Below are 26,764 nucleotides of genomic sequence, written 5' to 3' on the forward strand. Positions count from 1 at the left end.
ACCGCATGAGTAGAGAGAATCAGGTTCGTCAGTCATTATTCGATATTGAGCGCGCATTGAGGGAAAGCCCTTTCTGGCAGGTTGTTCCACCGGAAGATGAGGCGTTTAACAGCACTGAGCCCTTCAGCCTTGATACCATGCGTCCTGAAGAATGGTTGCAGTGGGTTTTTTTGCCGCGTATGCACGCTTTGTTGGACAGCGATTTAGCGCTGCCTGCCGAGCTGGCGCTGCTTCCCTATTTTGAAGACGCATTAGAAGGCACCCCAGAACAGACCGCAGCGGTTTTTTTGCGTCTCAAGCAGCTCGATGAGCTATTCAATCCCGATGTACAGGATGGCGCAGTGCACGATGCTTGAGATTATTTATCAGGATGAGCATCTGGTTGCCGTCAACAAACCCAGCGGTTGGCTCGTCCACCGCAGTTGGTTGGATCGCAAAGAGAAGGTCGTGGTGATGCAGACCGTGCGCGATCAGATTGGTCAGCATGTGTATACCATTCATCGCCTCGATAGGCCAACATCCGGCGTGTTGTTGCTCGCGCTGTCCAGCGACGTGGCACGAGCGCTATCTCAGCAGTTTGAATCGCACCAGATGCAGAAAATGTACCATGCTGTTGTGCGCGGCTATGTGATGGATGATGGCGTAATCGACTATGCGCTTACCGAAGAGTTGGACAAGATTGCCGACAAGTTTGCCAATCCTGATAAAGCGCCACAGCCTGCCGTCACGCATTATCGTTCTTTAGCGCAGGCGGAGATGCCGGTTGCCATCGGCCGTTACCCTACGGCGCGTTACAGTTTGATGGAACTGAAGCCGCAGACTGGGCGTAAACACCAGCTACGCCGTCATATGTCACATCTCCACCATCCGATTATCGGTGATACTGCACACGGCGACCTGCGACACAATCGAGGTATGGATACGCACTTCTCCTGCGGCAGGCTCATGCTGCATGCCAGCGAATTACAGTTGAATCATCCCGTGAGCGGACAGCCATTGACGTTGCAGGCACGCTGGGATGCGCCGTGGCAGGGGGTGATGAGGCAGTTTGGCTGGCAAGGGATTCTCCCTGAGTTTGAAGGGGTTGAGTTTCCTGCCGAGTCAGGTCAGGATAGCGAGCATTTTGTTGAGTAATCTCTGTCGAATTACTCTTACTGCCGTATTAAATACATCGAATTAAAAAGGGAGTCAGAAGCATGGCGCAGATTGGTATTTTTGTTGGTACGGTCTACGGGAATGCATTGCTGGTGGCCGAAGAAGCCGAAAATATTCTTAAGGATCGTGGCCATGAGGTTAAGGTCTTTGAGGATGCGACGCTGGAATCCTGGCTGGACTACCGTGAACATGCAGTGTTAGTTGTGACGTCGACGACGGGGCAAGGCCAACTGCCAGATTCTATTGTTCCGCTTTACGCGGCTCTGCGGGACAAAGGCGGCTATCAGCCCACGTTGCGCTATGGCGTCATTGCGTTGGGCGACAGCAGCTACCCGAATTTCTGTGCGGGCGGCCATCTTTTCGATACGTTATTGCAGGAAATAGGTGCTAAGCGCCTGGGCGATGTTTTGGACATTGATGCCGTCGAACATCCTGAACCAGAAGTGATTTCATGCCCGTGGGTCGAAGAATGGGCTGATTTGGTTGATGCACAGTGATGTCACGCTGAGATAAGAAACGGGAGCTAACAAGGCTCCCGTTTTCGTTGCAGCCCATCATCGCAGTGTGTTCTCGCGGCGGTGGAATTTAGAAATGACCGCGCTTAGCGATTCTTGGTCAATTTCTCTAAATCTGCTTCGATTTCGGTGATCTTGTTGGACACGACGCTTTCCAGATGACGCAGATCGTCGAGGATTTTACGTTTCAGATCGACTTCAACTTGCTCCTGCTGACAAATCTTGTCTAGTTCATCAATCACATAGCGCAGGTTTGGGCTGATTTCGTTGATCTCTTTATAGCCCTGTCCGCTGTTGTCGGCCACGATAGTCTTGCGCTGGCGTGGATATTTGAACTTCACGCTTTTAGCAAAAAACTCGCCCTTATCCTTACGGAAATAGATCTTCAGGATGTCGTTGTTGGCTTCCTGACGCAGGCTATAGCGATCGATATCATCGGGATTGGTAATGCCCAGGCTTTTTAGATTGTCATACATAGCGTCACCTTCTCGGTAAAAAAACGGCGGGTTAATTAGCCCGCCGTTTCTAGTTTAGTCGATGGAGCGTAATAACTCATTGATACCCACTTTACCGCGGGTTTTTGCATCCACTTTCTTCACAATGATGGCACAGTACATGCTGTGACTACCATCTTTGGATGGCAGGTTGCCGGAAACCACAACGGAACCCGCTGGTACACGGCCATAGTGAATTTCGCCCGTTTCACGATCGTAAATACGGGTGCTTTGGCTGATGAATACGCCCATGGAGATAACAGAACCTTCCTCAACGACAACACCTTCTACCACTTCAGAACGCGCACCGATGAAGCAGTTGTCTTCAATGATAGTTGGGTTAGCCTGTAACGGTTCCAAAACGCCACCGATGCCGACACCGCCAGACAGGTGAACATTTTTACCGATTTGGGCGCAGGAGCCGACGGTTACCCAGGTATCAACCATCGTACCTTCATCGACATAAGCACCGATGTTGACGTAAGACGGCATCAGCACGGTATTACGTGCGATATAAGCACCGCGACGTACGCTGGCTGGCGGTGCAACGCGCACGCCTTCACGTTGGAAACGCGCTTCATCATAGTCAGCGAATTTCATTGGCACTTTGTCGAAAAAGCGCGTTTCTCCGCCTTCGATAAGTTGGTTATCGTTAATACGGAAAGAGAGCAGCACGGCTTTCTTCAGCCACTGATGGGTAACCCACTGGCCGTCGATTTTTTCTGCAACGCGCAGGGCGCCGCTATCTAACAGACTGATGGCCTGATTAACGGCTTCACGCGTGACGGTGTCTGCGTTTGCCGGAGTGATTTCTGCGCGGCGCTCGAAAGCCGTTTCAATGATGTTCTGTAATTGTTGGTGCATCCTGATTTCTCTTTCCTGATTGTAAAAATTAACTCAATGGTACTTTATCGTTTGGGTTAAGGGCTTCTGTCAACCGTTCTTGCAATTTAAGGCGCAAATCCGGCTTCAATGCTCGCCTGTCGCTGTCGGCCAGGATGAAAAGATCCTCTACCCGTTCGCCGATTGTCGAAATACGTGCACCGTGTAGCGACAGATTAAGATCGGCAAAAATTTCACCGATTCGTGCCAGTAGCCCCGGTTGATCGAGTGCGCTGAGCTCCATATAGCTGCGCCTGTCCGTATGCGTTGGGAGGAAATTGACTTCGGTTGGCACGCTGAAGTGACGCAGTTTAGGCGATGGCCTACGCACCCGTGGATGTTGGTAGTGTCGGTGGGTCAGCGACTGCTCCAGCGCCTGACGTATCATTTCATGCCGATCCTGCGCCAGCGGGCTGCCATCCGGCTCCAGCACGATGAACGTGTCCATCGCCATACCGTCACGGCTGGTAAAAATCTGCGCGTCGTGCACGCTGAGGTTGCGTCTGTCTAACTCACCGGCAACGGCCGCGAACAGATAAGGTCTATCCGGGCTCCAGATGAAAATTTCGGTGCCGCCGCGGCTAGCCTGATGGCTGATCAGCACCAGCGGTTTGTTGGTATCATGTTCCAGCAGATGGCGTGCATGCCAGGCAAGCTGATTTGGCGAATGGCGCAGAAAATAATCGGCCCGACAACGGCTCCAGATATGGTGCAACGCCTCTTCGTCAATGTTATCCATACGTAGCAGCGCCAGCGCCTGTAATCGGTGATGCCGGACGCGTTCGCGTAAATCCGGCGTATTTTGCATGCCGCGGCGTAGCTGTTTCTCGGTAGCGAAATAGAGTTCACGCAACAGGCTCTGTTTCCAACTGTTCCACAGCGTTTCATTGGTGGCGCAGATATCTGCAACCGTCAGACTCACCAGATAGCGTAAACGGGTTTCGCTCTGTACTTCCGTAGCAAATTGCTGAATAACCGCGGGATCTTGAATGTCGCGGCGTTGCGCAGTGACGGACATCAGCAAGTGGCAACGCACTAGCCAGGAAACCAACTGGGCTTCACGTGAGTTCAGCCCGTGCAGCGCCGCAAATTCCAACACATCCTGCGCGCCGAGTTCAGAGTGATCGCCCCCACGGCCTTTGGCGATATCGTGGAACAGCGCAGCCAGCAGCAATAATTCGGGCTGGGGCAGGCGAGGGTAGAGCTCTACGCACAGCGGGTGCTGTGGTCGCGTATCCTCGTCGGCGAAGCTTTCCAGCTTGAGCAGAACGCGAATCGTGTGTTCATCCACCGTATAGGCGTGAAACAGGTCAAACTGCATTTGGCCGACAATGTTCCCCCACAGCGGCATATACGCCCACAGCACGCTATGACGGTGCATCGGCAAGAGTGCACGGCTTACCGCATGTGGGTGGCGCAAAATATTCATGAACAGCTGACGCGCTTCTGGGATAGTGCAAAGCGGGCTGGCGAGATGGCGACGTGCATGGCGCAGTTGGCGCAACGTGGTGGAATAGATGCCGCTGATCTCACGGTTGCGCACCATCAGGTAGAACATGCGCATGATGGCTTCTGGTTTTTTGATAAACAGATTTTCATCACGCAGATCCACCAGATTGCCGCGTAGCTGAAACTCATCGTCAAGCGGGCGCGGTTTTTCACTTGCATCCAGCGCCAGAATCGCTTCGTCAAAGAGCTGTAACAGCATCTGGTTCAACTCGCTGACGCGACGCGTCATGCGGTAGAAATCCTTCATCATGCGTTCGACTGGCGTGTTGCCTTCTCCCTGATATTGCAACAGCTGTGCGACGTTAAGCTGCCTGTCGAACAGCAGTCGGTTGTCGTAGCGCGGCAGGATCAGGTGCAGGGCGAAGCGGATGCGCCACAAAAAGCTTTGGCATTCGTTGAGCTCTTTACGCTCGGCCTCTGTCAGAAAGCCGAAACCTACCATTTCGTTGAGCGATGTCGCGCCAAAGTGGCGTCTTGCCACCCACAGCAGCGTGTGAATGTCACGTAGCCCACCTGGGCTGCTCTTGATATCGGGCTCCAGATTGTAGCTAGTGCTGTGATAGCGTTGATGGCGCTCCTGCTGTTCGACAATTTTTGCCGGAAAAAAGGTGGAGGACGGCCAAAATTCATCGCTGAATACGTGTTTTTGCAGCGTGAGAAACAGGGCAACGTCGCCGCATATCATGCGGGATTCAATCAGGTTGGTCGCGACGGAGATATCCGCACGCCCTTCTTGTAAGCACTCTTCTAGCGTTCTGACGCTATGGCCAACTTCCAGCTTTAAATCCCACAGTAGAGTAATGAATTGGCCGACGCGCTGGGAGTGTTCTTCACTAAGTTCTGTCTGGCTCAATACCAGTACGTCGATATCGGAAAGCGGGTGTAGTTCACCGCGGCCATATCCACCGACGGCGACGAGTGCGGTTTGAGCAATATTTTCAAAACCATGGAAGTACCACAGCCGCTGCAACAGGCGATCGATGAACAACGTTCTGGCATCAATCAGCTTTTCCGCGCTGACGCCGGAGCGGAATTCTGAACCGAGCCAGAGTTGGAAGAGCTCCAACTGCTGTTTTAACGCCTGACAGTTCAACATGTCATCTGCGTAGGTTAGCGGTGAAGCGGGGGGCTGTGCCGCAATAGTGTTTACAGGGCTGTCTGGTGAGGACGCATCAGGTGGCGTATTGTCTGGCGAAAAGCGTTTATCTGTCATAGCGCAGCCCATAAAAAAACGCAGAGCGCGTTTTTCAACGTCGCTTGCGACGGCCCGAAGGGGGCGTGCTTTCTGCACGCCATAAAAAAGCCGGCATCTGCCGGCTTAGTGTTTACTGTTCATGCGTGATGATGTTGGGGATGGTGTCATCCTTTCGCAACGTCATTATTTCGCAGCCGTTATCGGTTACCACAATAGTATGCTCGTACTGTGCCGACAAGCTGCGATCTTTGGTTTTTACTGTCCAACCGTCTTTCATCGTACGGATGCGGTAATCACCTGCGTTAAGCATGGGCTCGATCGTAAATGCCATACCCGCCTGCAACACCACACCGCCGTCATCTGCATCGTAGTGCAGAACCTGTGGCTCTTCATGGAAGCCTTTGCCGATGCCGTGACCACAATACTCACGTACTACGGAGAAGTTATTCCCTTCCGCAAACTGCTGGATCGCTTTACCCAGCGTGCGCAGGCGAATACCCGGCTTAACCATCTTCAGCGCCAGATAGAGGCTTTCTTGAGTGATGCGACAGAGGCGCTCGCCCAGAATGGTAGGCTTACCCGCGATAAACATTTTTGACGTATCACCGTGAAAGCCATCTTTGATTACGGTGACGTCGATGTTGACGATATCGCCGTCTTTCAGGATTCGCTCTTCGCTAGGAATGCCGTGGCATACCACTTCATTGATGGAAATGCAGACGGATTTCGGGAAGCCGTGGTAGCCCAGGCAAGCAGAAATAGCCTGCTGCTTGTTGGTGATGTGATCGTGACAGATTCTGTCCAATTCGGCGGTGCTCACGCCCGGTACGACGTGAGGCTCGATGATTTCCAGGACTTCGGCAGCCAGACGACCAGCTACGCGCATTTTTTCGATGTCTTCAGGGGTTTTGATTGAAATTGCCATTGATAATTGTCCGCAGGTGCCTGTTAAGCACGAAAATTAAGAGCGATAACTAATAACTTATGTTACCAGCCATGCCGCTGGCTTGCCAAATTATCATTCTGATTTGTAGACCATTGAATAACAAATGTTGGTGTCGCGGGGGGATTTATGGTATAAAGCGCGCCGATGATCCGGCTGGATAGCGGTTATACGGTATTCAACCACATCGACTAAACTCACTTTGTGTAAATAACACACACATGTCGGCACGTTCGCCGGGGTGCTCCTGAGGTGTTTCACCGGATGGGGTCGGCGCAATGGGACATGTGGAGGCATAACCCCATACTTAATTAATAGAGGTAATCATGGCAACTGTTTCCATGCGCGATATGCTCAAGGCTGGCGTACACTTTGGTCACCAGACCCGTTACTGGAACCCGAAAATGAAGCCATTCATCTTCGGTGCACGTAACAAAGTTCACATCATCAACCTTGAAAAAACTGTACCAATGTTCAACGACGCTTTGGCTGAGTTGAGCAAAATTGCTTCTCGCAAAGGCAAAATTCTGTTCGTTGGTACTAAGCGCGCAGCAAGCGAAGCGGTAAAAGATGCGGCCAACAACTGCGATCAGTTCTTCGTGAACCATCGTTGGTTGGGCGGTATGCTGACTAACTGGAAAACCGTTCGTCAGTCCATCAAACGTTTGAAAGATCTGGAAACCCAATCTCAAGACGGCACGTTCGACAAGCTGACCAAAAAAGAGGCGCTGATGCGCACTCGTGAACTGGACAAGCTGGAAAACAGCCTGGGCGGTATCAAAGATATGGGCGGTCTGCCAGACGCGCTGTTCGTTATCGACGCCGATCACGAGCACATCGCAATCAAAGAAGCTAACAACCTGGGCATTCCAGTATTCGCAGTGGTTGATACCAACTCCGATCCAGATGGCGTTGACTACATCATCCCTGGTAACGATGACGCAATCCGTGCAGTTAGCCTGTACCTGAGCGCTGTTGCTACTGCTGTCCGCGAAGGCCGTTCTCAAGATCTGGCTGTGCAGGCAGAAGAAGGCTTAGTCGAAGCTGAATAATAAGTCTGGCTCGTCGAGCCCTTATTAACCAGGTAGTACTAGTTTGGTTAGGGGCCTTTTTATGGCCCCTTTTTCACTTTTAAAGCTGTTTGGTCGTGACGACCGGGCAGGACAAATCTTCCGAGGATTTTAGAATGGCTGAAATTACCGCATCCCTGGTAAAAGAGCTGCGTGAGCGTACCGCTGCAGGCATGATGGAATGTAAGAAAGCGCTGGTTGAAGCTAACGGCGACATCGAGCTGGCAATCGAAAACATGCGTAAATCTGGCGCGATCAAAGCTGCTAAGAAAGCAGGCAACGTTGCTGCTGACGGTGTGATTAAAACTAAGATCGACGGTAACTACGCTGTGATCCTGGAAGTTAACTGCCAGACCGACTTTGTTGCTAAAGATGGTGGTTTCCAGGCGTTTGCTGACAAAGTGCTGGATGCTGCGGTTGCAGGCAAAATCACTGATGTTGACGTGTTGAAAGCACAATTCGAAGAAGAGCGTGTTGCACTGGTTGCCAAAATCGGTGAGAACATCAACATTCGCCGTGTTTCTGCTCTGGAAGGCGAAGTTCTGGGTAACTACCAACACGGTGCGCGCATCGGTGTTCTGGTCGCTGCTAAAGGTGCTGACGAAGAGCTGGTTAAACACCTGGCTATGCACGTTGCAGCAAGCAAACCAGAATTCGTTAAGCCAGAAGACGTGTCTGCTGAAGTGGTAGAGAAAGAATACCAGGTTCAGTTAGAAATCGCGATGCAGTCTGGCAAGCCGAAAGAAATCGCAGAGAAAATGGTTGAAGGCCGTATGAAGAAATTCACCGGCGAAGTTTCTCTGACTGGCCAGCCTTTCGTTATGGACCCAGCCAAGTCTGTTGGTCAACTGCTGAAAGAGCATAATGCTGACGTGACTAACTTCATCCGTTTCGAAGTGGGTGAAGGTATTGAGAAAGTTGAGACTGATTTTGCTGCTGAAGTTGCAGCAATGAGTAAGCAGTCTTAATAGTAAAAAAGAGCCGCCAGTTGGCGGTTCCTTTTTATCCAGCCCCAAGAGTTTTAGTTCGCTTGGTTTCCTTCATTCAGATAGGAGCCAAGTGGAACAGTGTTGATTTTACAACCCCCCAATACGACGACAGCCTGTAGGATAAGAACACCATGGCAACCAACGCAAAACCCGTCTATCAACGAATCCTGCTGAAGCTCAGTGGCGAAGCTTTACAGGGAACTGAAGGTTTTGGTATCGATGCGAGCATTCTGGATCGCATGGCTCAGGAAGTGAAAGAACTGGTTGAGTTAGGCATTCAAGTCGGTGTGGTTATCGGCGGTGGTAACCTGTTTCGTGGCGCGGGTCTGGCTAAAGCGGGTATGAACCGCGTTGTGGGCGACCACATGGGAATGCTGGCGACCGTCATGAATGGTCTGGCAATGCGTGATGCGTTGCACCGTGCCTATGTGAACGCTCGCCTGATGTCTGCGATTCCCCTGAATGGCGTCTGTGACAACTACAGCTGGGCGGAAGCGATCAGCCTGCTGCGTAATAATCGCGTGGTGATTTTCTCCGCCGGAACCGGTAACCCTTTCTTTACCACGGATTCCGCGGCTTGCCTGCGCGGCATTGAGATTGAAGCGGATGTCGTATTGAAAGCGACCAAGGTCGATGGTGTCTATTCTGCCGATCCGGTAAAAGATCCTGCGGCGACGATGTACGAAACGCTAACCTATCAAGACGTGTTAGAACGTGAACTGAAAGTGATGGATCTTGCTGCGTTTACGCTGGCACGTGACCATAATTTGCCGATCCGTGTTTTCAACATGAACAAACCTGGCGCACTGCGTCGTGTTGTCATGGGTGAAAAAGAAGGGACGTTAATCAGTCAGTAACTCAAATTATGGGGTAATATATTGTCAGTATTGCGCCATACGCCAGCCTAGCGCTGGTATTAATTATTCACCGGGTCATGCACTGACATGGCCTGCCAGGCAACCAGTTTTCAAGGGTTCACACCGTGATTAATGAAATCAGAAAAGATGCTGAAACGCGCATGGACAAATGTGTTGAAGCGTTTAAAAACCAGATCAACAGAATCCGTACTGGCCGTGCATCGCCTAGTATTCTTGATGGCATTCAGGTTGAATACTATGGCAGTGCAACGCCATTACGCCAACTCGCTAACGTCGTGGTAGAAGACTCCCGTACGCTGGCGATTTCGGTATTCGATCGTACGCTTGGCCCAGCGGTTGAGAAAGCGATCATGGCCTCCGACCTCGGCCTGAACCCGTCTTCTGCTGGTACCGTAATCCGTGTTCCGTTGCCACCGCTGACGGAAGAACGTCGTAAAGATTTGATCAAAGTCGTTCGTGGCGAAGCAGAACAGGGGCGTATCTCTGTACGTAACGTGCGCCGTGATGCTAACGACAAATTTAAAGCTCTGTTGAAAGACAAGGCGATCAGCGAAGATGAAGAACGTCGTGCTCAGGACGACGTGCAGAAATTGACTGACAACTTCATTAAGAAAGTGGACGCCGCACTGGCAGAAAAAGAAGCGGAGCTGATGGAGTTCTAATCAGCTTGCTAGATAGTGCGTCGCAGGAAACGGGGGCTTGCCCTTTTTTCCGGCGGCGCTTTATTTTTAACTATTACCGTAGTTATGCAATGAATGGGTGAAGGCTAGCCCCTCTGGGCAGTAAACAATTTTTTGCTATGCATATGCCTGCAACGATCGTGACTGTGATCAATCGCAGAGATATATCATGGTAATCGTCTCAGACTCGTGTACCTTCCTGTCATCGAATCCGGTTATTCAGAGCATTTTAATGAAGCAACTGACAATTCTTGGTTCCACTGGCTCTATTGGCGTCAGTTCGCTGGCGGTGATTAAAGCCAATCCCGATAAATTTGCCGTACGCGCGCTATCTGCTGGATACAACGTCAAGCTGATGGTGGAACAATGCCTCTCTTTCCAACCTGCTTATGCCTCAATGGCTGATGAAGCTTCTGCAATTGCCCTGCGCCAGCAGTTAGCGGAATACGGTTGCAAAACAGAGGTTTTGGCTGGGGAACAAGCGGCATGTGATCTTGCTGCATTGGATGGTGTCGATCAGGTCATGGCTGCGATTGTGGGTGCCGCTGGGCTATTGCCAACATTGGCTGCAATCCATGCTGGAAAACAGGTGCTGTTGGCAAATAAAGAATCGCTTGTCACCTGTGGACGCCTCTTTATGGACGCCGTGGCGCAAAGTGGCGCACAGCTTTTACCGATTGATAGTGAACATAATGCGATTTTTCAGAGTTTGCCTGAGCAAATTCAACGCCAATTAGGTTACGCTTCATTGTCGCAGCATGGGGTCGAACGTATTATTTTGACCGGTTCTGGTGGACCTTTTCGCGAAACGTCGGTGTCGGTGCTGGCGGACATGACGCCGGATCAGGCGTGTGCGCATCCAAACTGGTCAATGGGACGCAAAATTTCGGTTGATTCTGCCACGATGATGAACAAAGGGCTGGAGTATATCGAAGCGCGCTGGTTGTTTAATGCTTCTGCCGAACAGATGGAAGTGATTATTCATCCGCAGTCGGTCATTCATTCTATGGTGCGTTACCGTGATGGCAGCGTTCTGGCGCAGTTGGGCTCGCCCGATATGCGTACGCCGATTGCCCATGCAATGGCTTATCCTGAACGTGTGACGTCGGGCGTAAAATCGTTAGATTTTTGCCAAATTGGTGCGCTGACATTTTTAGCGCCGGACTATGCGCGCTATCCTTGTTTACAGTTGGCGATTGATGCCTGTAATCATGGTCAGTCGGCCACCACGGCATTGAACGCAGCAAATGAAATTGCGGTAGCGGCATTTTTGCAGTCGCAGATACGCTTTACGGATATTGCGGCGGTAAATCGTCATGTTATTGAACAGCTTACATTGCCAGAACCCGGCAGCGTTGATGATGTTCTGTTCATCGACAACTGGGCCAGACAGGTCGCAACACAGACTCTGACACATTACGCGCGATAGCCCGGATAGACCCGTGGCACGATTTGTTCATGTGCGGTTGAGGTGGTATAGTCTGCGCCACTCAATGGTTGATTATGCGAATGTATAATCGACTGTGATGCTAAGCCGTGATCGTTCACGGCTTTTTTTGCGCTAACGGGGTCTGATGTTACGGAAGGACTGTTGTATTTCTTGCTTGAGGAAATAAGTACGCGTTATGCCGTCCGATAATCAAAAAAATACTCACGATCTGCCACCCGCCGTGCCGCGGCATGTTGCTATCATCATGGATGGCAATGGTCGCTGGGCGAAAAGCCGGGGGAAAATGCGGATTTTTGGCCACAAGGCTGGTGTAAAGGCTGTGCGGCGTTCTGTCAGTTTCGCCGTGAGCCAAGGGCTTGACGCACTGACACTTTATGCATTTAGCAGTGAAAACTGGAACCGTCCAGCGCAGGAAGTCTCCGCACTCATGGAACTGTTTGTTCGGGCGCTGGACAGTGAAGTGAAAAGCCTGCACAAGCACAATGTCCGCCTGCGGGTGATTGGCGATATCGGCCGCTTCAGCCCGCGCTTACAAGAGCGAATCCGTCGTTCAGAGACGCTGACAGAAAAGAATCAGGGGCTCACACTCAATATTGCCGCGAATTATGGCGGCCGTTGGGATATTATTCAGGGAGTACGGCAACTTGCAGAACAGGTGCAGGAAGGCATTCTTCGCCCTGATAGCATTAATGAAGCGTCATTATGTCAGTACATCTGTCTGAATGATCTGGCTCCGGTTGATTTGGTGATCAGAACCGGTGGAGAACACCGCATCAGTAATTTTCTTCTGTGGCAAATTGCTTATGCTGAACTTTACTTTACTGATGTCCTCTGGCCTGATTTCGATGAACAAGTCTTTGAAGGTGCGCTGAATGCTTTTGCACAACGCGAGCGCCGCTTCGGGGGAACAACACCTATCGATGCTGATGCATCCTAGGGGGAACTTTTGCTGAAGTATCGCCTGATTACTGCTTTTATTTTGATCCCGATTGTTATTGCTGCACTGTTCTTGCTGCCGCCTCTGGGGTTCACGCTTGTTACGCTGGCTGTTTGTATGCTGGCTGCATGGGAATGGGGGCAACTGGCGGGTTTTGCCTCTTATGGTCAACGCCTGTGGCTCGCGATCTTGTGTGGTTTCTTGCTGGCGCTGATGCTGTTATCGCTCCCGGCCTACCATTATTCTGTCCATATTCCGCAAATCAGTATCGCACTCTGGTCATCACTGGTGTGGTGGGGTGTTGCGCTGTTTTTGGTTCTGTTTTATCCGGCCTCAGCCTCATTTTGGCGTCACTCACGCGCATTGCGGCTTGTGTTCGGCATCATGACGATCGTGCCGTTTTTTTGGGGTATGGTCGCGCTTCGCCATTACAATTACGCGATTAATCCCTTCGCGGGTGCCTGGTGGCTGCTGTACGTGATGCTGTTGGTGTGGGGAGCAGACAGCGGTGCTTATATGTTCGGCAAACTGTTTGGCAAGCGTAAGCTCGCACCAAAAGTCTCGCCGGGCAAAACCTGGGAAGGCTTTCTCGGCGGTCTGGCAACCTCTGCGCTAATCTCTGTGCTGTTCAGCCTCTATGCGCCGTTAACGGTAGCGCCAGCGACGTTATTGATTTGTTCTATCGCCGCTGCGCTGGCCTCGGTATTGGGTGATTTGACGGAAAGCATGTTTAAGCGTGAGGCTGGCATCAAAGACAGTAGCCATTTGATTCCGGGGCATGGTGGTGTGCTCGATCGTATCGACAGCCTGACAGCTGCGGTTCCTGTGTTCTCTTGCCTGATGCTGCTGCTGTTTAAAGTGGCTTAGAATAAAGCGGTAGAGCTATTATGTTGAGTTTTTTCTGGAATCTTGCCGCGTTTATCATCGCACTGGGTGTGCTTGTCACCGTCCATGAATTTGGACATTTTTGGGTGGCGCGACGCTGTGGTGTGAAGGTGGAGCGCTTCTCCGTCGGTTTCGGTCGCGCACTATGGCGTCGCCGCGATCGTACCGGTACGGAATTTGTGATTGCGCTGATCCCGCTTGGCGGCTATGTGAAGATGCTGGATGAGCGTGTTGACACGGTAGCGCCAGAATTCCGCTATCAATCCTTTAACAGCAAAACGGTCTGGCAGCGTGCAGCTATCGTCAGCGCGGGTCCGATTGCCAATTTCCTGTTTGCCATTGTGGCGTATTGGCTGGTGTTCATTCTCGGCGTGCCGGGCGTACGTCCTGTCGTCGGTGAAATACTGCCCAACTCCATCGCAGCGCAAGCGGAAATGTCGGCAGGAATGGAACTAAAGTCCGTTGATGGTATCGAAACGCCTGATTGGGATACCGCGCGTCTGGCAATGATTGGTAAAATCGGTGACAGCGATGTCGTGATCGGAACCGCTCCTTTAGGTTCTGACCGTATCGTCCAGAAAACCCTGGATTTACGCGAATGGCAGTTTGAGCCGGATAAGCAAGATCCAGCGGCTTCGCTCGGGATTATCCCACGCGGTCCGCAAATCGAACCGGTACTGAATCAGGTGCAGGCTGGATCTGCGGCGGAAAAAGCAGGTTTGCAAGTCAGAGATAGGATCGTTAAAGTCGACGGGCAAGCTTTAGCGCATTGGCGTGATTTTGTCATCGCCGTGCGTGATAACCCCGGACAACCTATCGCTCTGGAGGTGGAACGAAATGGCGCAATAGTGCCGTTAACGTTAACGCCAGACAGCAAATCTGTGGGAAATGGCAAAGTTGAAGGGTTGGCCGGTGTTATGCCAAGCGTGACGCCGCTGCCCGAAGAATACAGGACTGTGCGCCAGTATGGGCCGTTCAGCGCTGTCTATCAGGCAACAGATAAAACCTGGCAACTGATGAAGTTGACCGTCAGTATGTTAGGCAAACTGGTTATGGGTGATGTTAAGCTGAACAACCTGAGTGGTCCCATTTCGATTGCTCAGGGCGCAGGAATGTCAGCAGATTATGGATTGATTTATTACCTGATGTTTTTGGCCTTAATCAGCGTCAATTTAGGGATCATCAATCTGTTTCCTCTGCCGGTATTGGATGGTGGACACCTGCTCTTTCTTGCGGTTGAAAAGCTGAAGGGTAGGCCGGTTTCTGAGCGTGTGCAGGACATTAGCTATCGTATTGGCACAGTATTGCTGATGTTGTTAATGGGACTCGCACTTTTCAATGATTTCTCTCGTCTCTAGGCGCGGGATTAGGTTAGGAAAAACGCATAACAACGATGGCGATCAAAAAGTTGCTCATAGCGTCGCTGCTGTTTAGCAGCGCAACCGTATACGGTGCAGACGGGTTCGTAGTGAAGGACATTCATTTCGAGGGCCTGCAAAGGGTTGCCGTCGGGGCGGCACTACTTAGTATGCCTGTCCGCGTTGGTGATACCATCGGTGACGATGATATCGGAAACACCATCCGTGCCTTGTTTGCGACCGGAAATTTTGAAGATGTTCGTGTCCTGCGCGATGGCGAAACGCTGATTGTGCAGGTGAAAGAACGTCCGACAATCGCCAGCGTCACGTTTTCCGGCAATAAGTCAGTCAAAGACGACATGCTGAAAGAAAACCTGGAAGCTTCGGGCGTTCGCGTTGGTGAAGCGTTAGACCGCACCGCGCTCACTAGCATCGAAAAAGGACTGGAAGATTTCTACTACAGCGTGGGTAAATACAGTGCGTCGGTGAAAGCCGTTGTCACGCCACTGCCGCGTAACCGCGTAGACCTGAAGCTGGTCTTCACTGAAGGCGTGTCTGCCCAAATCCAACAGATTAATATTGTCGGTAACAAAGCATTCAGTTCCGACGAATTGATCTCTCGTTTCCAACTGCGTGATGAAGTGCCGTGGTGGAACGTGGTCGGCGATCGTAAATACCAGAAACAAAAATTGTCTGGTGACCTCGAAACCCTACGCAGTTTCTATCTGGATCGCGGCTATGCACGTTTCAACATTGATTCCACTCAGGTGAGTTTGACGCCAGATAAAAAAGGTATCTATATCACCGTCAATATGACGGAAGGCGAGCAGTACAAACTGTCTGGCGTCTCGGTGAAAGGTAATTTGGCGGGTCACTCTGCGGAAATCGAAGGGCTGACGAAAATCGAACCTGGTGAACTCTACAACGGGACAAAAGTGACCCGCATGGAAGAGGACATCAAGAAACTGCTGGGTCGTTATGGCTATGCCTATCCGCGTGTAGTAACACAGCCGGAAATTAATGACGCAGACAAGACGGTGAGATTAAACATCAACGTTGATGCAGGTAACCGTTTCTATGTGCGTCATGTGCGCTTTGATGGCAACGACACGTCTAAAGATTCTGTTTTGCGCCGTGAAATGCGCCAGATGGAAGGTGCCTGGTTAGGTAACGATCTGGTTGAGCAGGGTAAAGAACGTCTAAACCGACTGGGATACTTTGAAAGCGTTGATGTAGAAACGCAGCGCGTTCCCGGTGTGGCCGATCAGGTTGATGTGACGTATAAAGTCAAAGAGCGTAATACGGGTACATTCAACTTTGGTGTCGGCTTTGGTACGGAAAGTGGCGTGAGCTTCCAGGCGGGCGTTCAGCAGGATAACTGGCTGGGAACGGGGAATTCTGTTGGTATCAGTGGGACTAAAAACGACTACCAGACGTATGTCGAGCTGTCGCTGACTGACCCGTATTTCACCGTCGATGGCGTTAGCCTCGGTGGTCGCGTCTTTTATAACAAATTTGAAGCGTCCGACGCCGATCTCTCTGACTATACCAACGTGAGTTATGGCGTTGGCAGCACCTTGGGTTTCCCGATTAACGAGAATAACTCACTGCGCGTCGGTCTGGATTATGTCCATAACGATCTGTCGGATATGAGACCGCAGGTGGCAATGTGGCGTTATCTGAACTCCGTGGGGGTCAACCCAGACGTTGTGGTGGGTACTAACAATAAATCCAGTGCGGACTTCAAGGCTAACGACTTCTTCCTGAATACCGGATGGTCGTATAACAATCTGGATCGCGGTTACTTCCCGACCAAAGGGACGCGCGCATCGGCGAATGCCAAGATCGCCGTGCCGGGCTCGGACAACGAATACTACAAACTGACGTTTGATTCGGCGAGCTACTATCCGCTAACTGATAGCGGTAAATGGGTGGTAATGGGCCGTACGCGTGCAGGCTTTGCCGATGGCATCGGGAGTAAAGAAGTGCCGTTCTACGATAACTTCTACGCCGGTGGCTCCAGCACGGTACGTGGCTTCCAGTCGAATACGATCGGCCCTAAAGCGGCGTATTATAACTGTACTACGGGCGCAACGTCTTATTCCAATTGCCCAATTGATAAAACCAATTTGGACGATGCCGTGGGCGGTAACGCGATGGCCGTGCTGAGTGCGGAATTGATCGTACCGACGCCGTTTATTAGTGACAAATACGCGAGTTCCGTACGGACTTCCTTCTTTGTGGACGGTGGTACGGTATGGGATACCAACTGGAAAAATACGCAAGCAACGATTGATGCTGGCGTGCCGGATTATAGCAAGGCGACCAACTTCCGTGTTTCCAGCGGTATCGCGTTACAATGGATGTCTCCGCTTGGGCCATTGGTCTTCTCCTATGCCCAGCCGGTTAAAAAGTACGATGGAGACAAGTCGGAACAATTCCAGTTTAACATTGGCAAAACCTGGTAGTGTGACGTCCGTAGGTCGTATGCAGGGAATGTTGCATCGCTGTTCATTGGTGTGAATGCTGGAAATTCAGCTAACGCCATGGCGCGATGCCCACCATTAAAGTGTTAAGACACAAATTAGGTTAGGTTGAGGAGTTTATAGTGAAAAAGTGGTTATGTGCCGCAGGCCTCGGTTTAGCATTGGCTGCTTCAGCCAGCGTTCAAGCTGCTGACAAGATTGCCGTTGTTAACGTTGCTAGCATCTTCCAACAATTGCCACAGCGTGAAACCGTTGGCAAGCAACTGGAAAACGAGTTCAAAGGCCGTGCTTCTGAACTGCAATCGATGGAAAACGACTTACAGACCAAGATGCAGAAGTTGCAGCGTGATGGCTCTACCATGAAAGCGAGCGATCGCAGCAAAATGGAAAAAGACGTCATGGCACAGCGCGAGCAGTTCTCAACGAAAGCACAGGCTTTTGAGCAGGACAACCGTCGTCGTCAGACTGAAGAACGCAACAAAATCCTGAGCCGCATTCAGGATGCTGTGAAAGCCGTTGCAACCAAAGAAGGTTATGATGTCGTGATTGACGCTAACGCTGTTGCGTATGTCGCCAATGCTAAAGACATTACTGCTGATGTGCTGAAACAGGTTAAATAATACATGTATTCAATTCGACTGGACGCGTTAGCTCAACAGTTGGATGCACAATTGCACGGTGATGGCGATATCGTCATCACCGGTGTTGCTTCTATGCATTCTGCAAAAACTGGGCAAATTACGTTTCTTTCCGACAGTCGTTACCGTGAGCAACTGGCCGGGACGCAAGCGTCTGCGGTCGTGCTGACGGAAGCGGATTTACCTTACTGTCAGGTTGCTGCGCTGGTAGTGAAAAATCCTTATCTGACCTACGCTCGCATGGCTCAGCTGTTGGATACCACACCGCAACCAGCAACCGATATTGCCCCGAGTGCAGTCATTGCTCCCGATGCGACGCTGGGTCAACAGGTGTCTGTTGGTGCCAATGCCGTCATCGAATCTGGCGCACAGTTGGGTGATGGTGTTGTTATTGGTCCAGGCTGTTTTATCGGTAAAGATGCCCGCATTGGCGCCGGTACCCGTTTGTGGGCAAATGTAACGATCTATCACCGCGTTGAGCTGGGTGAGCACTGTCTGATCCAGTCTGGGACAGTGATCGGTTCTGACGGTTTTGGCTATGCCAACGATCGCGGCAACTGGGTGAAGATCCCGCAGTTGGGAACGGTCAGAATTGGCGATCGGGTTGAGATTGGTGCGAGCACGACCATCGATCGCGGTGCGTTGGATGATACGGTCATTGGCAATGGTGTTATCATTGATAACCAATGTCAGATTGCGCACAACGTCGTGATTGGCGACAATACCGCGGTAGCGGGCGGCGTCATTATGGCGGGGAGCTTGAAAATTGGTCGTTATTGCATGATCGGCGGTGCTAGCGTGATTAACGGGCACATGGAGATCTGCGATAAAGTGACGGTAACGGGAATGGGGATGGTCATGCGACCAATCACTGAACCTGGGGTATACTCTTCGGGTATTCCTTTGCAACCCAATAAAGTATGGCGCAAAACTGCAGCGCTGGTGATGAATATTGATGAGATAAGCAAACGGTTAAAAGCCGTTGAACGAAAAGTCGATAACGTTTAATCACTCGCGTTTTATTTGCGGCCTGCCTGAAGACACCTAATTTAGGGTCTGCGCAGGCCGTGTTGTTGATGGCATCAGTTTTTTATGGACAGGAAGAGTATTTTGACTACTGACACTCATACTCTGAATATTGAAGAGATTTTAGAATTATTACCGCACCGTTTCCCATTTTTGCTGGTTGATCGGGTACTGGATTTTGAAGAAGGGAAGTTTCTGCGGGCGGTGAAAAACGTCTCTTTCAACGAACCCTTCTTTCAGGGGCATTTCCCGGGCAAACCGATTTTCCCCGGCGTATTGATTCTGGAAGCAATGGCTCAGGCCACCGGTATTCTGGCGTTTAAAAGCGTGGGTAAACTGGAACCAGGTGAGCTGTATTACTTCGCAGCTGTTGACGAAGCGCGTTTTAAGCGCCCGGTACAGCCAGGCGATCAAATGATCCTTGAAGTTGAATTCATTAAAGAGCGTCGCGGCGTTGCGCGCTTTAAAGGTGTTGCCAAAGTTGATGGCGAAGTGGCCTGTGAAGCGTCAATGATGTGTGCTCGTCGTCGGGAGTCCTGATAACGTGATTGATCAAACCGCCTTTATTCACCCTAGTTCGATTGTTGAAGACGGTGCCATTATTGGTGCTGGTGTTCATATTGGCCCTTTCTGCTACATCGGTTCTCAGGTTGAGATCGGTGCAGGGACGGTGCTGAAATCGCATGTCGTCGTCAATGGTGTCACTAAAATTGGTCGCGACAACGAAATCTATCAGTTCACGTCAATTGGTGAAGTGAATCAGGATCTCAAATATGCCGGGGAACCGACCCGCGTTGAGATTGGCGATCGTAACCGCATCCGTGAAAGCGTCACGATTCATCGTGGTACGACGCAGGGCGGTGGGTTGACTAAAGTCGGTAGCGATAACCTGTTGATGATCAACACGCATATCGCGCACGACTGCGTAGTGGGTAATCGTTGTATTCTGGCGAATAATGCTACGCTGGGCGGCCACGTTTCCGTCGATGATTTTGCAATTATTGGTGGGATGACGGCTGTGCACCAGTTCTGCATTATCGGTGCTCACGTTATGGTCGGTGGGTGCTCTGGTGTGGCGCAAGACGTCCCGCCGTATGTCATTGCACAGGGTAACCACGCTACGCCGTTTGGCCTGAACATTGAAGGCTTGAAACGTCGTGGATTCGAAAAAGAAACGCTGCATGCGATCCGTAACGCATACAAACTCCTCTACCGTAGCGGTAAAACGCTGGATGAGGTAAAACCGGAAATCGAAGCGCTGGCGGCTGAATACCCCGCGGTGCAGGCATTTACCGATTTCTTTGCCCGTTCTACTCGCGGCATCATTCGTTAATCCATGACATCACGTCCTTTGACTATTGGGCTGGTCGCCGGAGAAACTTCCGGCGACATCCTTGGCGCTGGTTTGATCCGTGCGCTAAAAGAAAAGGTGCCCGATGCGCGGTTTGTCGGCGTTGCTGGGCCGCGTATGCAGGCCGAAGGCTGTGAAGCCTGGTACGAAATGGAAGAGCTGGCGGTTATGGGCATTGTTGAAGTGCTCGGACGCCTTCCTCGTCTGCTGAAAATTCGGCGGGATTTAACCCAGCGTTTCAGCGAGCTTCAGCCCGATGTCTTCGTGGGCATTGATGCACCTGATTTCAATATCACGCTGGAGGGCAACCTCAAACAGCGCGGTATCAATACCATTCACTATGTCAGCCCGTCCGTGTGGGCCTGGCGTCAAAAACGTGTTTTCAAAATAGGTAAAGCGACCAATCTGGTGCTGGCTTTCTTGCCTTTTGAAAAAGCGTTTTACGATCGTTTCAATGTACCTTGTCGCTTTATCGGCCATACGATGGCTGATGCGATGCCGTTGCATCCTGATAAGCTGGCAGCACGCGCGACGTTGGGTATTGCGCCCGATGTGCATTGTCTGGCGCTGCTGCCGGGCAGCCGTGGCGCTGAAGTTGAAATGCTGAGCGCGGATTTCCTCAATACAGCAGTGCTACTGCGTCAGCGTTTTCCCGATCTGGAAATCGTGGTTCCGTTGGTGAACAACAAGCGGCGTGAACAGTTCGAACGGATAAAAAGCAGTGTGGCACCGGATCTGCGTGTGCATCTGCTGGATGGACAGGCGCGTGAAGCCATGATTGCCAGCGATGCGGCGCTGCTGGCATCCGGTACGGCGGCGCTGGAGTGCATGCTGGCAAAATGCCCGATGGTTGTAGGCTACCGCATGAAGCCCTTTACCTTCTGGCTGGCGCAGCGCTTGGTCAAAACGCCATGGGTGTCGTTACCGAATTTGTTGGCAGGGCGTGAGCTAGTGGCAGAGTTGCTACAGACTGACTGTACGCCGGATAAGCTCGCCGCCGCACTGTTGCCGCTGTTTGCTGATACGGACAAAATGGCTGAGCTACGCACAACATTTGTGGACTTGCATCAGCAGATCCGCTGTAACGCCGATGAGCAAGCGGCTCAGGCGGTGCTGGAATTAGTAAAGCCTTATTAATAAAAGCATGTTAATAAAACCATGAGCGAAATATTTATTTACCCTCAGGCGAACTGTATCGCTGGCGTTGATGAAGTGGGTCGTGGCCCTTTGGTTGGCGCAGTTGTGACGGCGGCGGTGATTCTTGATCCGACCCGGCCAATTGTCGGGCTGGCGGATTCCAAAAAGCTGAGTGAAAAACGTCGGCTGGCGCTCTATGATGAAATCAAAGAAAAGGCGCTGGCGTGGAGTCTTGGCCGTGCCGAACCGGAAGAGATTGATCAACTGAATATTCTGCATGCTACGATGCTAGCGATGCAGCGTGCGGTGGCAGGGTTGTCTATTGTGCCGGACTTTGTTCTCATTGACGGTAACCGTTGCCCGGCATTGTCGATGCCCGCTCAGGCAGTGGTTAAAGGGGACAGCCGTGTGGCAGAAATCAGTGCGGCCTCTATTATGGCGAAAGTTACCCGCGATCGTGAGATGGTTGAATTGGATCAACGCTTCCCCGCTTATGGCTTTGCCCAACACAAAGGTTATCCAACGGCTTTTCATCTGGAGAAACTGGCTGCACTGGGTGCCACTGAGTTTCACCGTCGGAGCTTCGCGCCGGTCAAGCGTGCATTAGGCCTGGCGTAAAACATCATCATTCACTCTCTGTGTTGTGATATGACTATTGCAATGCTGACTAATCGATAAATTCTGGGATCTGGATATGGCCGAACCACGTTTTGTTCACCTGCGTGTTCACAGTGACTATTCCATGATCGATGGGCTGGCCAAAGTCGGTCCGCTGGTAAAAAAAGCGGCGGCGCTCGGGATGCCCGCGCTGGCGATTACCGATTTTACCAACCTGTGTGGGCTGGTTAAATTCTATGGCGGCGCGCATGGCGCAGGGGTCAAACCTATCATCGGCGCAGACTTCTATGTCGAAAGCGATGAATTAGGGGATGAATTGGCGCATCTCACTGTGTTAGCCATGAACAATGAAGGCTACCAGAATCTCACGCTGCTGATTTCCCATGCTTATCAACGAGGCTATGGCGCTGCCGGGCCGACAATTGACCGTGATTGGCTGATTGAGCATCAGGAAGGTCTGATTCTTCTATCGGGTGGTCGCCGAGGTGATGTGGGGCGGTTTTTACTGCGTGGCAATCAGGCGCAGGCCGAGCAGAGTCTGGCGTTCTATCAGGAACACTTCCCTCAGCGTTACTATCTGGAGCTCACCCGTACGTCCCGCCCGGATGAAGAAAGCTATTTGCATGCGGCGGTGGAGCTAGCAACCAAGCACGGTTTGCCCGTTGTAGCGACCAACGAAGTGTGCTTTATCAGCACGGATGATTTTGAGGCTCACGAAATTCGCGTGGCCATTCACGATGGCTATACGCTTGACGATCCTAAACGCCCACGTCATTACAGCCCGCAGCAATATATGCGTTCCGAAGAGGAAATGTGTGAGCTGTTTGCAGATATCCCTGAAGCGCTGGCGAACAGCGTTGAAATTGCCAAACGCTGTAACGTAACGATTCGTCTGGGCGAATATTTTCTGCCGCAGTTCCCGACGGGCGACATGACCACGGAAGATTTTCTGGTTGAGTGCTCGAAAAAAGGGCTGGAAGATCGCCTCGAATTCCTGTTCCCCGACCCGGAAGTGCGTGCTGCGCGTCGGCCGGAATATGATGAGCGTCTGGATATTGAACTGGGCGTTATCAACCAGATGGGATTCCCCGGCTACTTCCTGATCGTCATGGAGTTTATCCAGTGGTCGAAGGATAACGATGTGCCTGTTGGCCCAGGACGTGGTTCCGGTGCGGGCTCATTGGTCGCCTACGCGCTGAAAATCACCGATCTGGACCCGCTGGAATTCGATCTGCTGTTTGAACGCTTCCTCAACCCTGAACGTGTCTCCATGCCTGACTTTGACGTCGATTTCTGTATGGAAAAACGCGACAAGGTCATCGACCATGTTGCGGAAATGTACGGGCGTGATGCGGTCTCGCAGATTATCACCTTTGGTACGATGGCGGCGAAAGCGGTGATTCGTGACGTAGGGCGTGTGCTTGGACACCCTTATGGATTTGTCGATCGCATTTCAAAACTGGTGCCGCCCGATCCGGGCATGACGCTGGAAAAGGCGTTTGCTGCCGAACCGCAGCTGCCGGAAATTTATGAAGCCGATGAGGAAGTTAAAGCCCTCATCGATATGGCGCGCAAGCTCGAAGGAGTCACGCGTAACGCCGGTAAACACGCAGGTGGGGTGGTAATATCCCCCACCAAAATAACCGATTTTGCGCCGCTGTATTGTGATTCGGAAGGGAATCATCCGGTTACCCAGTTTGATAAAAATGACGTGGAATATGCTGGGCTGGTGAAGTTCGACTTCCTTGGCTTGCGTACGTTGACCATCATCGACTGGGCGCTGGAGATGATCAACGCTCGTCGTGCGAAGCAAGGTCAGGAACCGATTGATATCGCCGCGATCCCACTCGACGATAAGAAAAGTTTCGACATGCTGCAACGCTCGGAAACCACGGCGGTATTCCAGCTTGAATCGCGTGGCATGAAAGATCTGATTAAGCGCCTAAAGCCCGACTGTTTTGAAGATATGATCGCATTGGTGGCGCTGTTCCGCCCCGGCCCGCTGCAATCTGGCATGGTGGATAACTTCATTGACCGTAAGCATGGGCGTGAAGCGATCTCGTATCCTGATATTGAATGGCAGCACGAGTCTCTCAAGCCTGTACTGGAACCGACCTACGGCATTATCCTGTATCAGGAACAGGTTATGCAGATTGCGCAGGTTCTGGCGGGCTATACGCTGGGCGGCGCGGATATGTTGCGTCGTGCGATGGGGAAAAAGAACCCGGTCGAGATGGCGAAGCAGCGTGGTGGCTTTGAAGATGGTGCTAAATCGCGCGGCGTGAACGGTGAGCTGGCGGTTAAGATTTTTGACCTGGTGGAAAAATTCGCCGGTTACGGCTTTAATAAATCACACTCCGCTGCTTATGCGCTGGTGTCGTACCAAACGCTGTGGCTGAAAGCGCACTATCCTGCGGAGTTCATGGCGGCGGTGATGACGGCCGATATGGACAACACGGACAAAGTGGTGGGGCTGGTTGATGAATGCTGGCGGATGGGGTTAAAAATCCTGCCTCCAGATATCAATAGCGGTCTGTATCACTTCCACGTTAACGACGATGGCGAGATTGTTTACGGTATCGGCGCAATTAAAGGTGTAGGTGAAGGTCCGATTGAGGCCATTATTGAAGCGCGTAATCAGGGTGGCTATTTTAGGGAACTGTTTGATCTTTGTGCCCGCACTGACATTAAAAAGCTGAACCGCCGCGTGCTGGAAAAGCTGATTATGTCCGGAGCGTTCGACCGTTTGGGGCCGCATCGCGCCGCGCTGATGAACGCATTGGCTGATGCGCTAAAGGCTGCCGATCAGCACGCGAAAGCGGAAGCCATTGGTCAGGTGGATATGTTCGGCGTGCTGGCTGATGCACCTGAGCAAGTTGAGCAATCCTACAGCACTGTGCCACCGTGGCCGGAGCAGGTGGTGCTGGATGGTGAGCGGGAGACGCTGGGGCTGTACCTGACCGGCCACCCGATCACCCAATATATTAAGGAAATTGAACGCTATGCCGGTGGCGTACGTTTGAAAGATATGCACCCGACGGATCGGGGTAAAATGACCACTGCCGTTGGGCTGGTGTTGGCGGCTCGCGTCATGGTCACCAAACGGGGTAACCGTATTGGTGTCTGTACCTTGGACGATCGTTCCGGTCGGCTTGAGATTATGCTGTTTACCGATGCATTGGAAAAATATCAGCATTTACTTGAGAAAGACCGTATCCTTATCGCCAGTGGACAGGTCAGCTTTGATGACTTCAGCGGCGGGCTTAAAATGACCGTCCGAGAGTTAATGGATATCAGTGAAGCGCGGGAAAAATACGCGCGCGGGCTTGCTATCTCGCTGACTGACAGGCAAATTGATGACCAGCTATTAAACCGTCTCCGCCAATCGTTGGAACCCCATCGATCGGGGACGATCCCAGTGCATCTCTATTACCAGCGTGAAGATGCGCGCGCCCGACTACGTTTCGGCGCAGCATGGCGTGTAACGCCTGCCGATGCGCTACTGAACGAGCTGCGCACATTAGTGGGTAATGAGCAGGTGGAACTGGAATTTGACTAATATAGGAATACTATGAGTCTGAATTTTCTTGATTTTGAGCAGCCGATTGCAGAGTTGGAAGCGAAAATTGACTCGCTGACCGCAGTCAGCCGTCAAGACGAAAAATTAGATATTAACCTGGACGAAGAAGTCCAGCGCCTGCGTGAGAAGAGCGTTGAACTGACGCGCAAAATCTTCGCCGATTTGGGTGCCTGGCAGGTTGCGCAATTAGCGCGCCATCCGCAACGTCCTTATACGCTTGATTATATTAAGCACATCTTTACCGACTTTGATGAGTTGGCGGGCGATCGTGCCTATGCTGACGACAAAGCCATTGTCGGCGGGATTGCCCGTTTGGATGGACGCCCGGTGATGATCATTGGTCATCAGAAAGGACGTGAAACCAAAGAAAAGATTCGCCGTAATTTCGGCATGCCTGCACCGGAAGGGTATCGCAAAGCGCTGCGCCTGATGGAAATGGCCGATCGCTTCAAGATGCCGATCGTGACCTTTATCGACACGCCGGGCGCTTATCCAGGCGTGGGCGCGGAAGAACGCGGTCAGTCTGAAGCGATCGCGCGCAATCTGCGTGAAATGTCGACGCTGCGTGTGCCAATTATCTGTACCGTTATCGGCGAAGGCGGTTCCGGTGGTGCGTTGGCTATTGGCGTGGGCGACAAGGTCAATATGTTGCAGTACAGCACCTATTCGGTTATTTCACCGGAAGGCTGTGCGTCTATCCTGTGGAAGAGCGCGGATAAAGCGCCGCTGGCGGCTGAAGCCATGGGCATCATTGCGCCGCGTCTGAAAGAGCTGAAACTGATCGATACCGTGATCCCTGAGCCGTTGGGTTCGGCGCACCGTAACGTTCCGGCGATGGCTGAATCTCTGAAAGCACAGTTGCTGGCCGATCTGCTCGACCTCGACGGCCTGACGGAAGAAGAGCTGTTGAACCGCCGTTATCAGCGTTTGATGAACTATGGTTACTGTTAAGTACTGTGGTTATTGCTGACAAGGTAATTGTCTGATT

At 51.7% G+C, this 26,764-nt stretch carries 24 protein-coding genes; 20 read left to right on the top strand and 4 right to left on the bottom strand.

All coding sequences use genetic code 11. The annotated features are described in order from the left end of the window. The first annotated feature begins 5 nt into the window (after positions 1 to 5). From E2566_RS05315 to E2566_RS05325, 3 genes are all read left to right on the top strand, one after another. Entirely contained in the window at positions 6 to 356 is a 351-nt protein-coding gene (locus E2566_RS05315; RefSeq protein WP_107168759.1) for a YqcC family protein, read from the top strand. Beyond that, positions 349 to 1,134, top strand: coding sequence for a tRNA pseudouridine(65) synthase TruC (truC, locus tag E2566_RS05320; protein WP_107168760.1), 786 nt, complete (start codon positions 349 to 351; stop codon positions 1,132 to 1,134). The genes E2566_RS05315 and truC overlap by 8 nt, the downstream gene beginning before the upstream one ends. Positions 1,135 to 1,196: 62 nt before the next feature. Further along, a complete protein-coding gene (locus E2566_RS05325; RefSeq protein ID WP_107168761.1) occupies positions 1,197 to 1,652 on the top strand; it encodes a flavodoxin in 456 nt (151 codons plus the stop codon). A gap of 104 nt (positions 1,653 to 1,756) precedes the next feature. Here the strand turns inward: E2566_RS05325 and E2566_RS05330 are convergent, their stop codons facing one another. The 4 genes from E2566_RS05330 to map all read right to left on the bottom strand — a co-directional run bounded on the left by E2566_RS05330 (position 1,757) and on the right by map (position 6,675). Then, a complete protein-coding gene (locus E2566_RS05330) occupies positions 1,757 to 2,146 on the bottom strand; it encodes a DUF3461 family protein (protein ID WP_010284811.1) in 390 nt (129 codons plus the stop codon). Positions 2,147 to 2,200: 54 nt separating this feature from the next. Further along, the gene (dapD, locus tag E2566_RS05335; protein WP_107168762.1) at positions 2,201 to 3,028 is read right to left on the bottom strand and encodes a 2,3,4,5-tetrahydropyridine-2,6-dicarboxylate N-succinyltransferase; all 828 of its coding nucleotides are present in this window, start codon (positions 3,026 to 3,028) and stop codon (positions 2,201 to 2,203) included. Positions 3,029 to 3,056: 28 nt separating this feature from the next. Beyond that, a complete protein-coding gene (gene glnD / locus E2566_RS05340; protein ID WP_107168825.1) occupies positions 3,057 to 5,768 on the bottom strand; it encodes a bifunctional uridylyltransferase/uridylyl-removing protein GlnD in 2,712 nt (903 codons plus the stop codon). A 112-nt stretch (positions 5,769 to 5,880) separates the two neighbouring features. Continuing rightward, the gene (map, locus tag E2566_RS05345) at positions 5,881 to 6,675 is read right to left on the bottom strand and encodes a type I methionyl aminopeptidase (RefSeq protein ID WP_107168763.1); all 795 of its coding nucleotides are present in this window, start codon (positions 6,673 to 6,675) and stop codon (positions 5,881 to 5,883) included. Positions 6,676 to 7,019: 344 nt separating this feature from the next. Between map and rpsB the strand changes: the two genes are divergently transcribed. The 17 genes from rpsB to accA all read left to right on the top strand — a co-directional run bounded on the left by rpsB (position 7,020) and on the right by accA (position 26,727). After that, positions 7,020 to 7,745 (top strand): 30S ribosomal protein S2, encoded by a 726-nt coding sequence (rpsB, locus tag E2566_RS05350; RefSeq protein WP_010284816.1) that lies wholly within the window; start codon positions 7,020 to 7,022, stop codon positions 7,743 to 7,745. A gap of 134 nt (positions 7,746 to 7,879) precedes the next feature. Further along, positions 7,880 to 8,731 carry a translation elongation factor Ts gene (gene tsf, locus E2566_RS05355; protein ID WP_010296401.1) on the top strand — a complete coding sequence of 284 codons (852 nt, stop codon included), beginning with the start codon at positions 7,880 to 7,882 and terminating at the stop codon, positions 8,729 to 8,731. Between the two features lie 152 nt (positions 8,732 to 8,883). Further along, positions 8,884 to 9,609, top strand: a complete 726-nt coding sequence (gene pyrH, locus E2566_RS05360; protein WP_107168764.1) for a UMP kinase — start codon at positions 8,884 to 8,886, stop codon at positions 9,607 to 9,609. A 125-nt stretch (positions 9,610 to 9,734) separates the two neighbouring features. Next, positions 9,735 to 10,292: a ribosome recycling factor gene (frr, locus tag E2566_RS05365; protein ID WP_107168765.1), complete on the top strand. Its 558-nt coding sequence runs from the start codon at positions 9,735 to 9,737 to the stop codon at positions 10,290 to 10,292. Positions 10,293 to 10,542: 250 nt separating this feature from the next. Beyond that, positions 10,543 to 11,739, top strand: a complete 1,197-nt coding sequence (ispC, locus tag E2566_RS05370) for a 1-deoxy-D-xylulose-5-phosphate reductoisomerase (protein ID WP_107168766.1) — start codon at positions 10,543 to 10,545, stop codon at positions 11,737 to 11,739. A gap of 196 nt (positions 11,740 to 11,935) precedes the next feature. Then, a complete protein-coding gene (ispU, locus tag E2566_RS05375; protein WP_107168767.1) occupies positions 11,936 to 12,697 on the top strand; it encodes a (2E,6E)-farnesyl-diphosphate-specific ditrans,polycis-undecaprenyl-diphosphate synthase in 762 nt (253 codons plus the stop codon). Positions 12,698 to 12,706: 9 nt separating this feature from the next. After that, the gene (gene cdsA / locus E2566_RS05380) at positions 12,707 to 13,564 is read left to right on the top strand and encodes a phosphatidate cytidylyltransferase (RefSeq protein WP_107168768.1); all 858 of its coding nucleotides are present in this window, start codon (positions 12,707 to 12,709) and stop codon (positions 13,562 to 13,564) included. 20 nt (positions 13,565 to 13,584) lie between these two features. Beyond that, the gene (rseP, locus tag E2566_RS05385; RefSeq protein ID WP_107168769.1) at positions 13,585 to 14,940 is read left to right on the top strand and encodes a sigma E protease regulator RseP; all 1,356 of its coding nucleotides are present in this window, start codon (positions 13,585 to 13,587) and stop codon (positions 14,938 to 14,940) included. A gap of 35 nt (positions 14,941 to 14,975) precedes the next feature. Then, complete coding sequence (gene bamA / locus E2566_RS05390; protein WP_107168770.1) at positions 14,976 to 17,408, top strand: outer membrane protein assembly factor BamA; 2,433 nt, start codon at positions 14,976 to 14,978, stop codon at positions 17,406 to 17,408. Between the two features lie 140 nt (positions 17,409 to 17,548). Then, the gene (gene skp, locus E2566_RS05395; RefSeq protein WP_107168771.1) at positions 17,549 to 18,046 is read left to right on the top strand and encodes a molecular chaperone Skp; all 498 of its coding nucleotides are present in this window, start codon (positions 17,549 to 17,551) and stop codon (positions 18,044 to 18,046) included. Positions 18,047 to 18,049: 3 nt separating this feature from the next. Continuing rightward, positions 18,050 to 19,072, top strand: a complete 1,023-nt coding sequence (gene lpxD, locus E2566_RS05400; protein ID WP_012773639.1) for a UDP-3-O-(3-hydroxymyristoyl)glucosamine N-acyltransferase — start codon at positions 18,050 to 18,052, stop codon at positions 19,070 to 19,072. Between the two features lie 84 nt (positions 19,073 to 19,156). Beyond that, positions 19,157 to 19,630 (top strand): 3-hydroxyacyl-ACP dehydratase FabZ, encoded by a 474-nt coding sequence (gene fabZ / locus E2566_RS05405; protein WP_170309992.1) that lies wholly within the window; start codon positions 19,157 to 19,159, stop codon positions 19,628 to 19,630. Between the two features lie 4 nt (positions 19,631 to 19,634). Continuing rightward, on the top strand, positions 19,635 to 20,423 hold the full coding sequence (gene lpxA, locus E2566_RS05410; RefSeq protein ID WP_107168772.1) for an acyl-ACP--UDP-N-acetylglucosamine O-acyltransferase: 789 nt from the start codon (positions 19,635 to 19,637) through the stop codon (positions 20,421 to 20,423). A 3-nt stretch (positions 20,424 to 20,426) separates the two neighbouring features. Beyond that, positions 20,427 to 21,578 carry a lipid-A-disaccharide synthase gene (gene lpxB, locus E2566_RS05415; protein ID WP_107168773.1) on the top strand — a complete coding sequence of 384 codons (1,152 nt, stop codon included), beginning with the start codon at positions 20,427 to 20,429 and terminating at the stop codon, positions 21,576 to 21,578. 21 nt (positions 21,579 to 21,599) lie between these two features. After that, positions 21,600 to 22,196, top strand: coding sequence for a ribonuclease HII (gene rnhB / locus E2566_RS05420; protein WP_107168774.1), 597 nt, complete (start codon positions 21,600 to 21,602; stop codon positions 22,194 to 22,196). 76 nt (positions 22,197 to 22,272) lie between these two features. Next, positions 22,273 to 25,755: a DNA polymerase III subunit alpha gene (dnaE, locus tag E2566_RS05425; protein ID WP_107168775.1), complete on the top strand. Its 3,483-nt coding sequence runs from the start codon at positions 22,273 to 22,275 to the stop codon at positions 25,753 to 25,755. A gap of 12 nt (positions 25,756 to 25,767) precedes the next feature. Then, positions 25,768 to 26,727: an acetyl-CoA carboxylase carboxyl transferase subunit alpha gene (gene accA / locus E2566_RS05430; protein WP_107168776.1), complete on the top strand. Its 960-nt coding sequence runs from the start codon at positions 25,768 to 25,770 to the stop codon at positions 26,725 to 26,727. Positions 26,728 to 26,764: the final 37 nt, after the last annotated feature.

The organism is Pectobacterium punjabense (assembly GCF_012427845.1).
In the GTDB taxonomy this organism is placed as follows: Bacteria; Pseudomonadota; Gammaproteobacteria; order Enterobacterales; family Enterobacteriaceae; genus Pectobacterium; species Pectobacterium punjabense.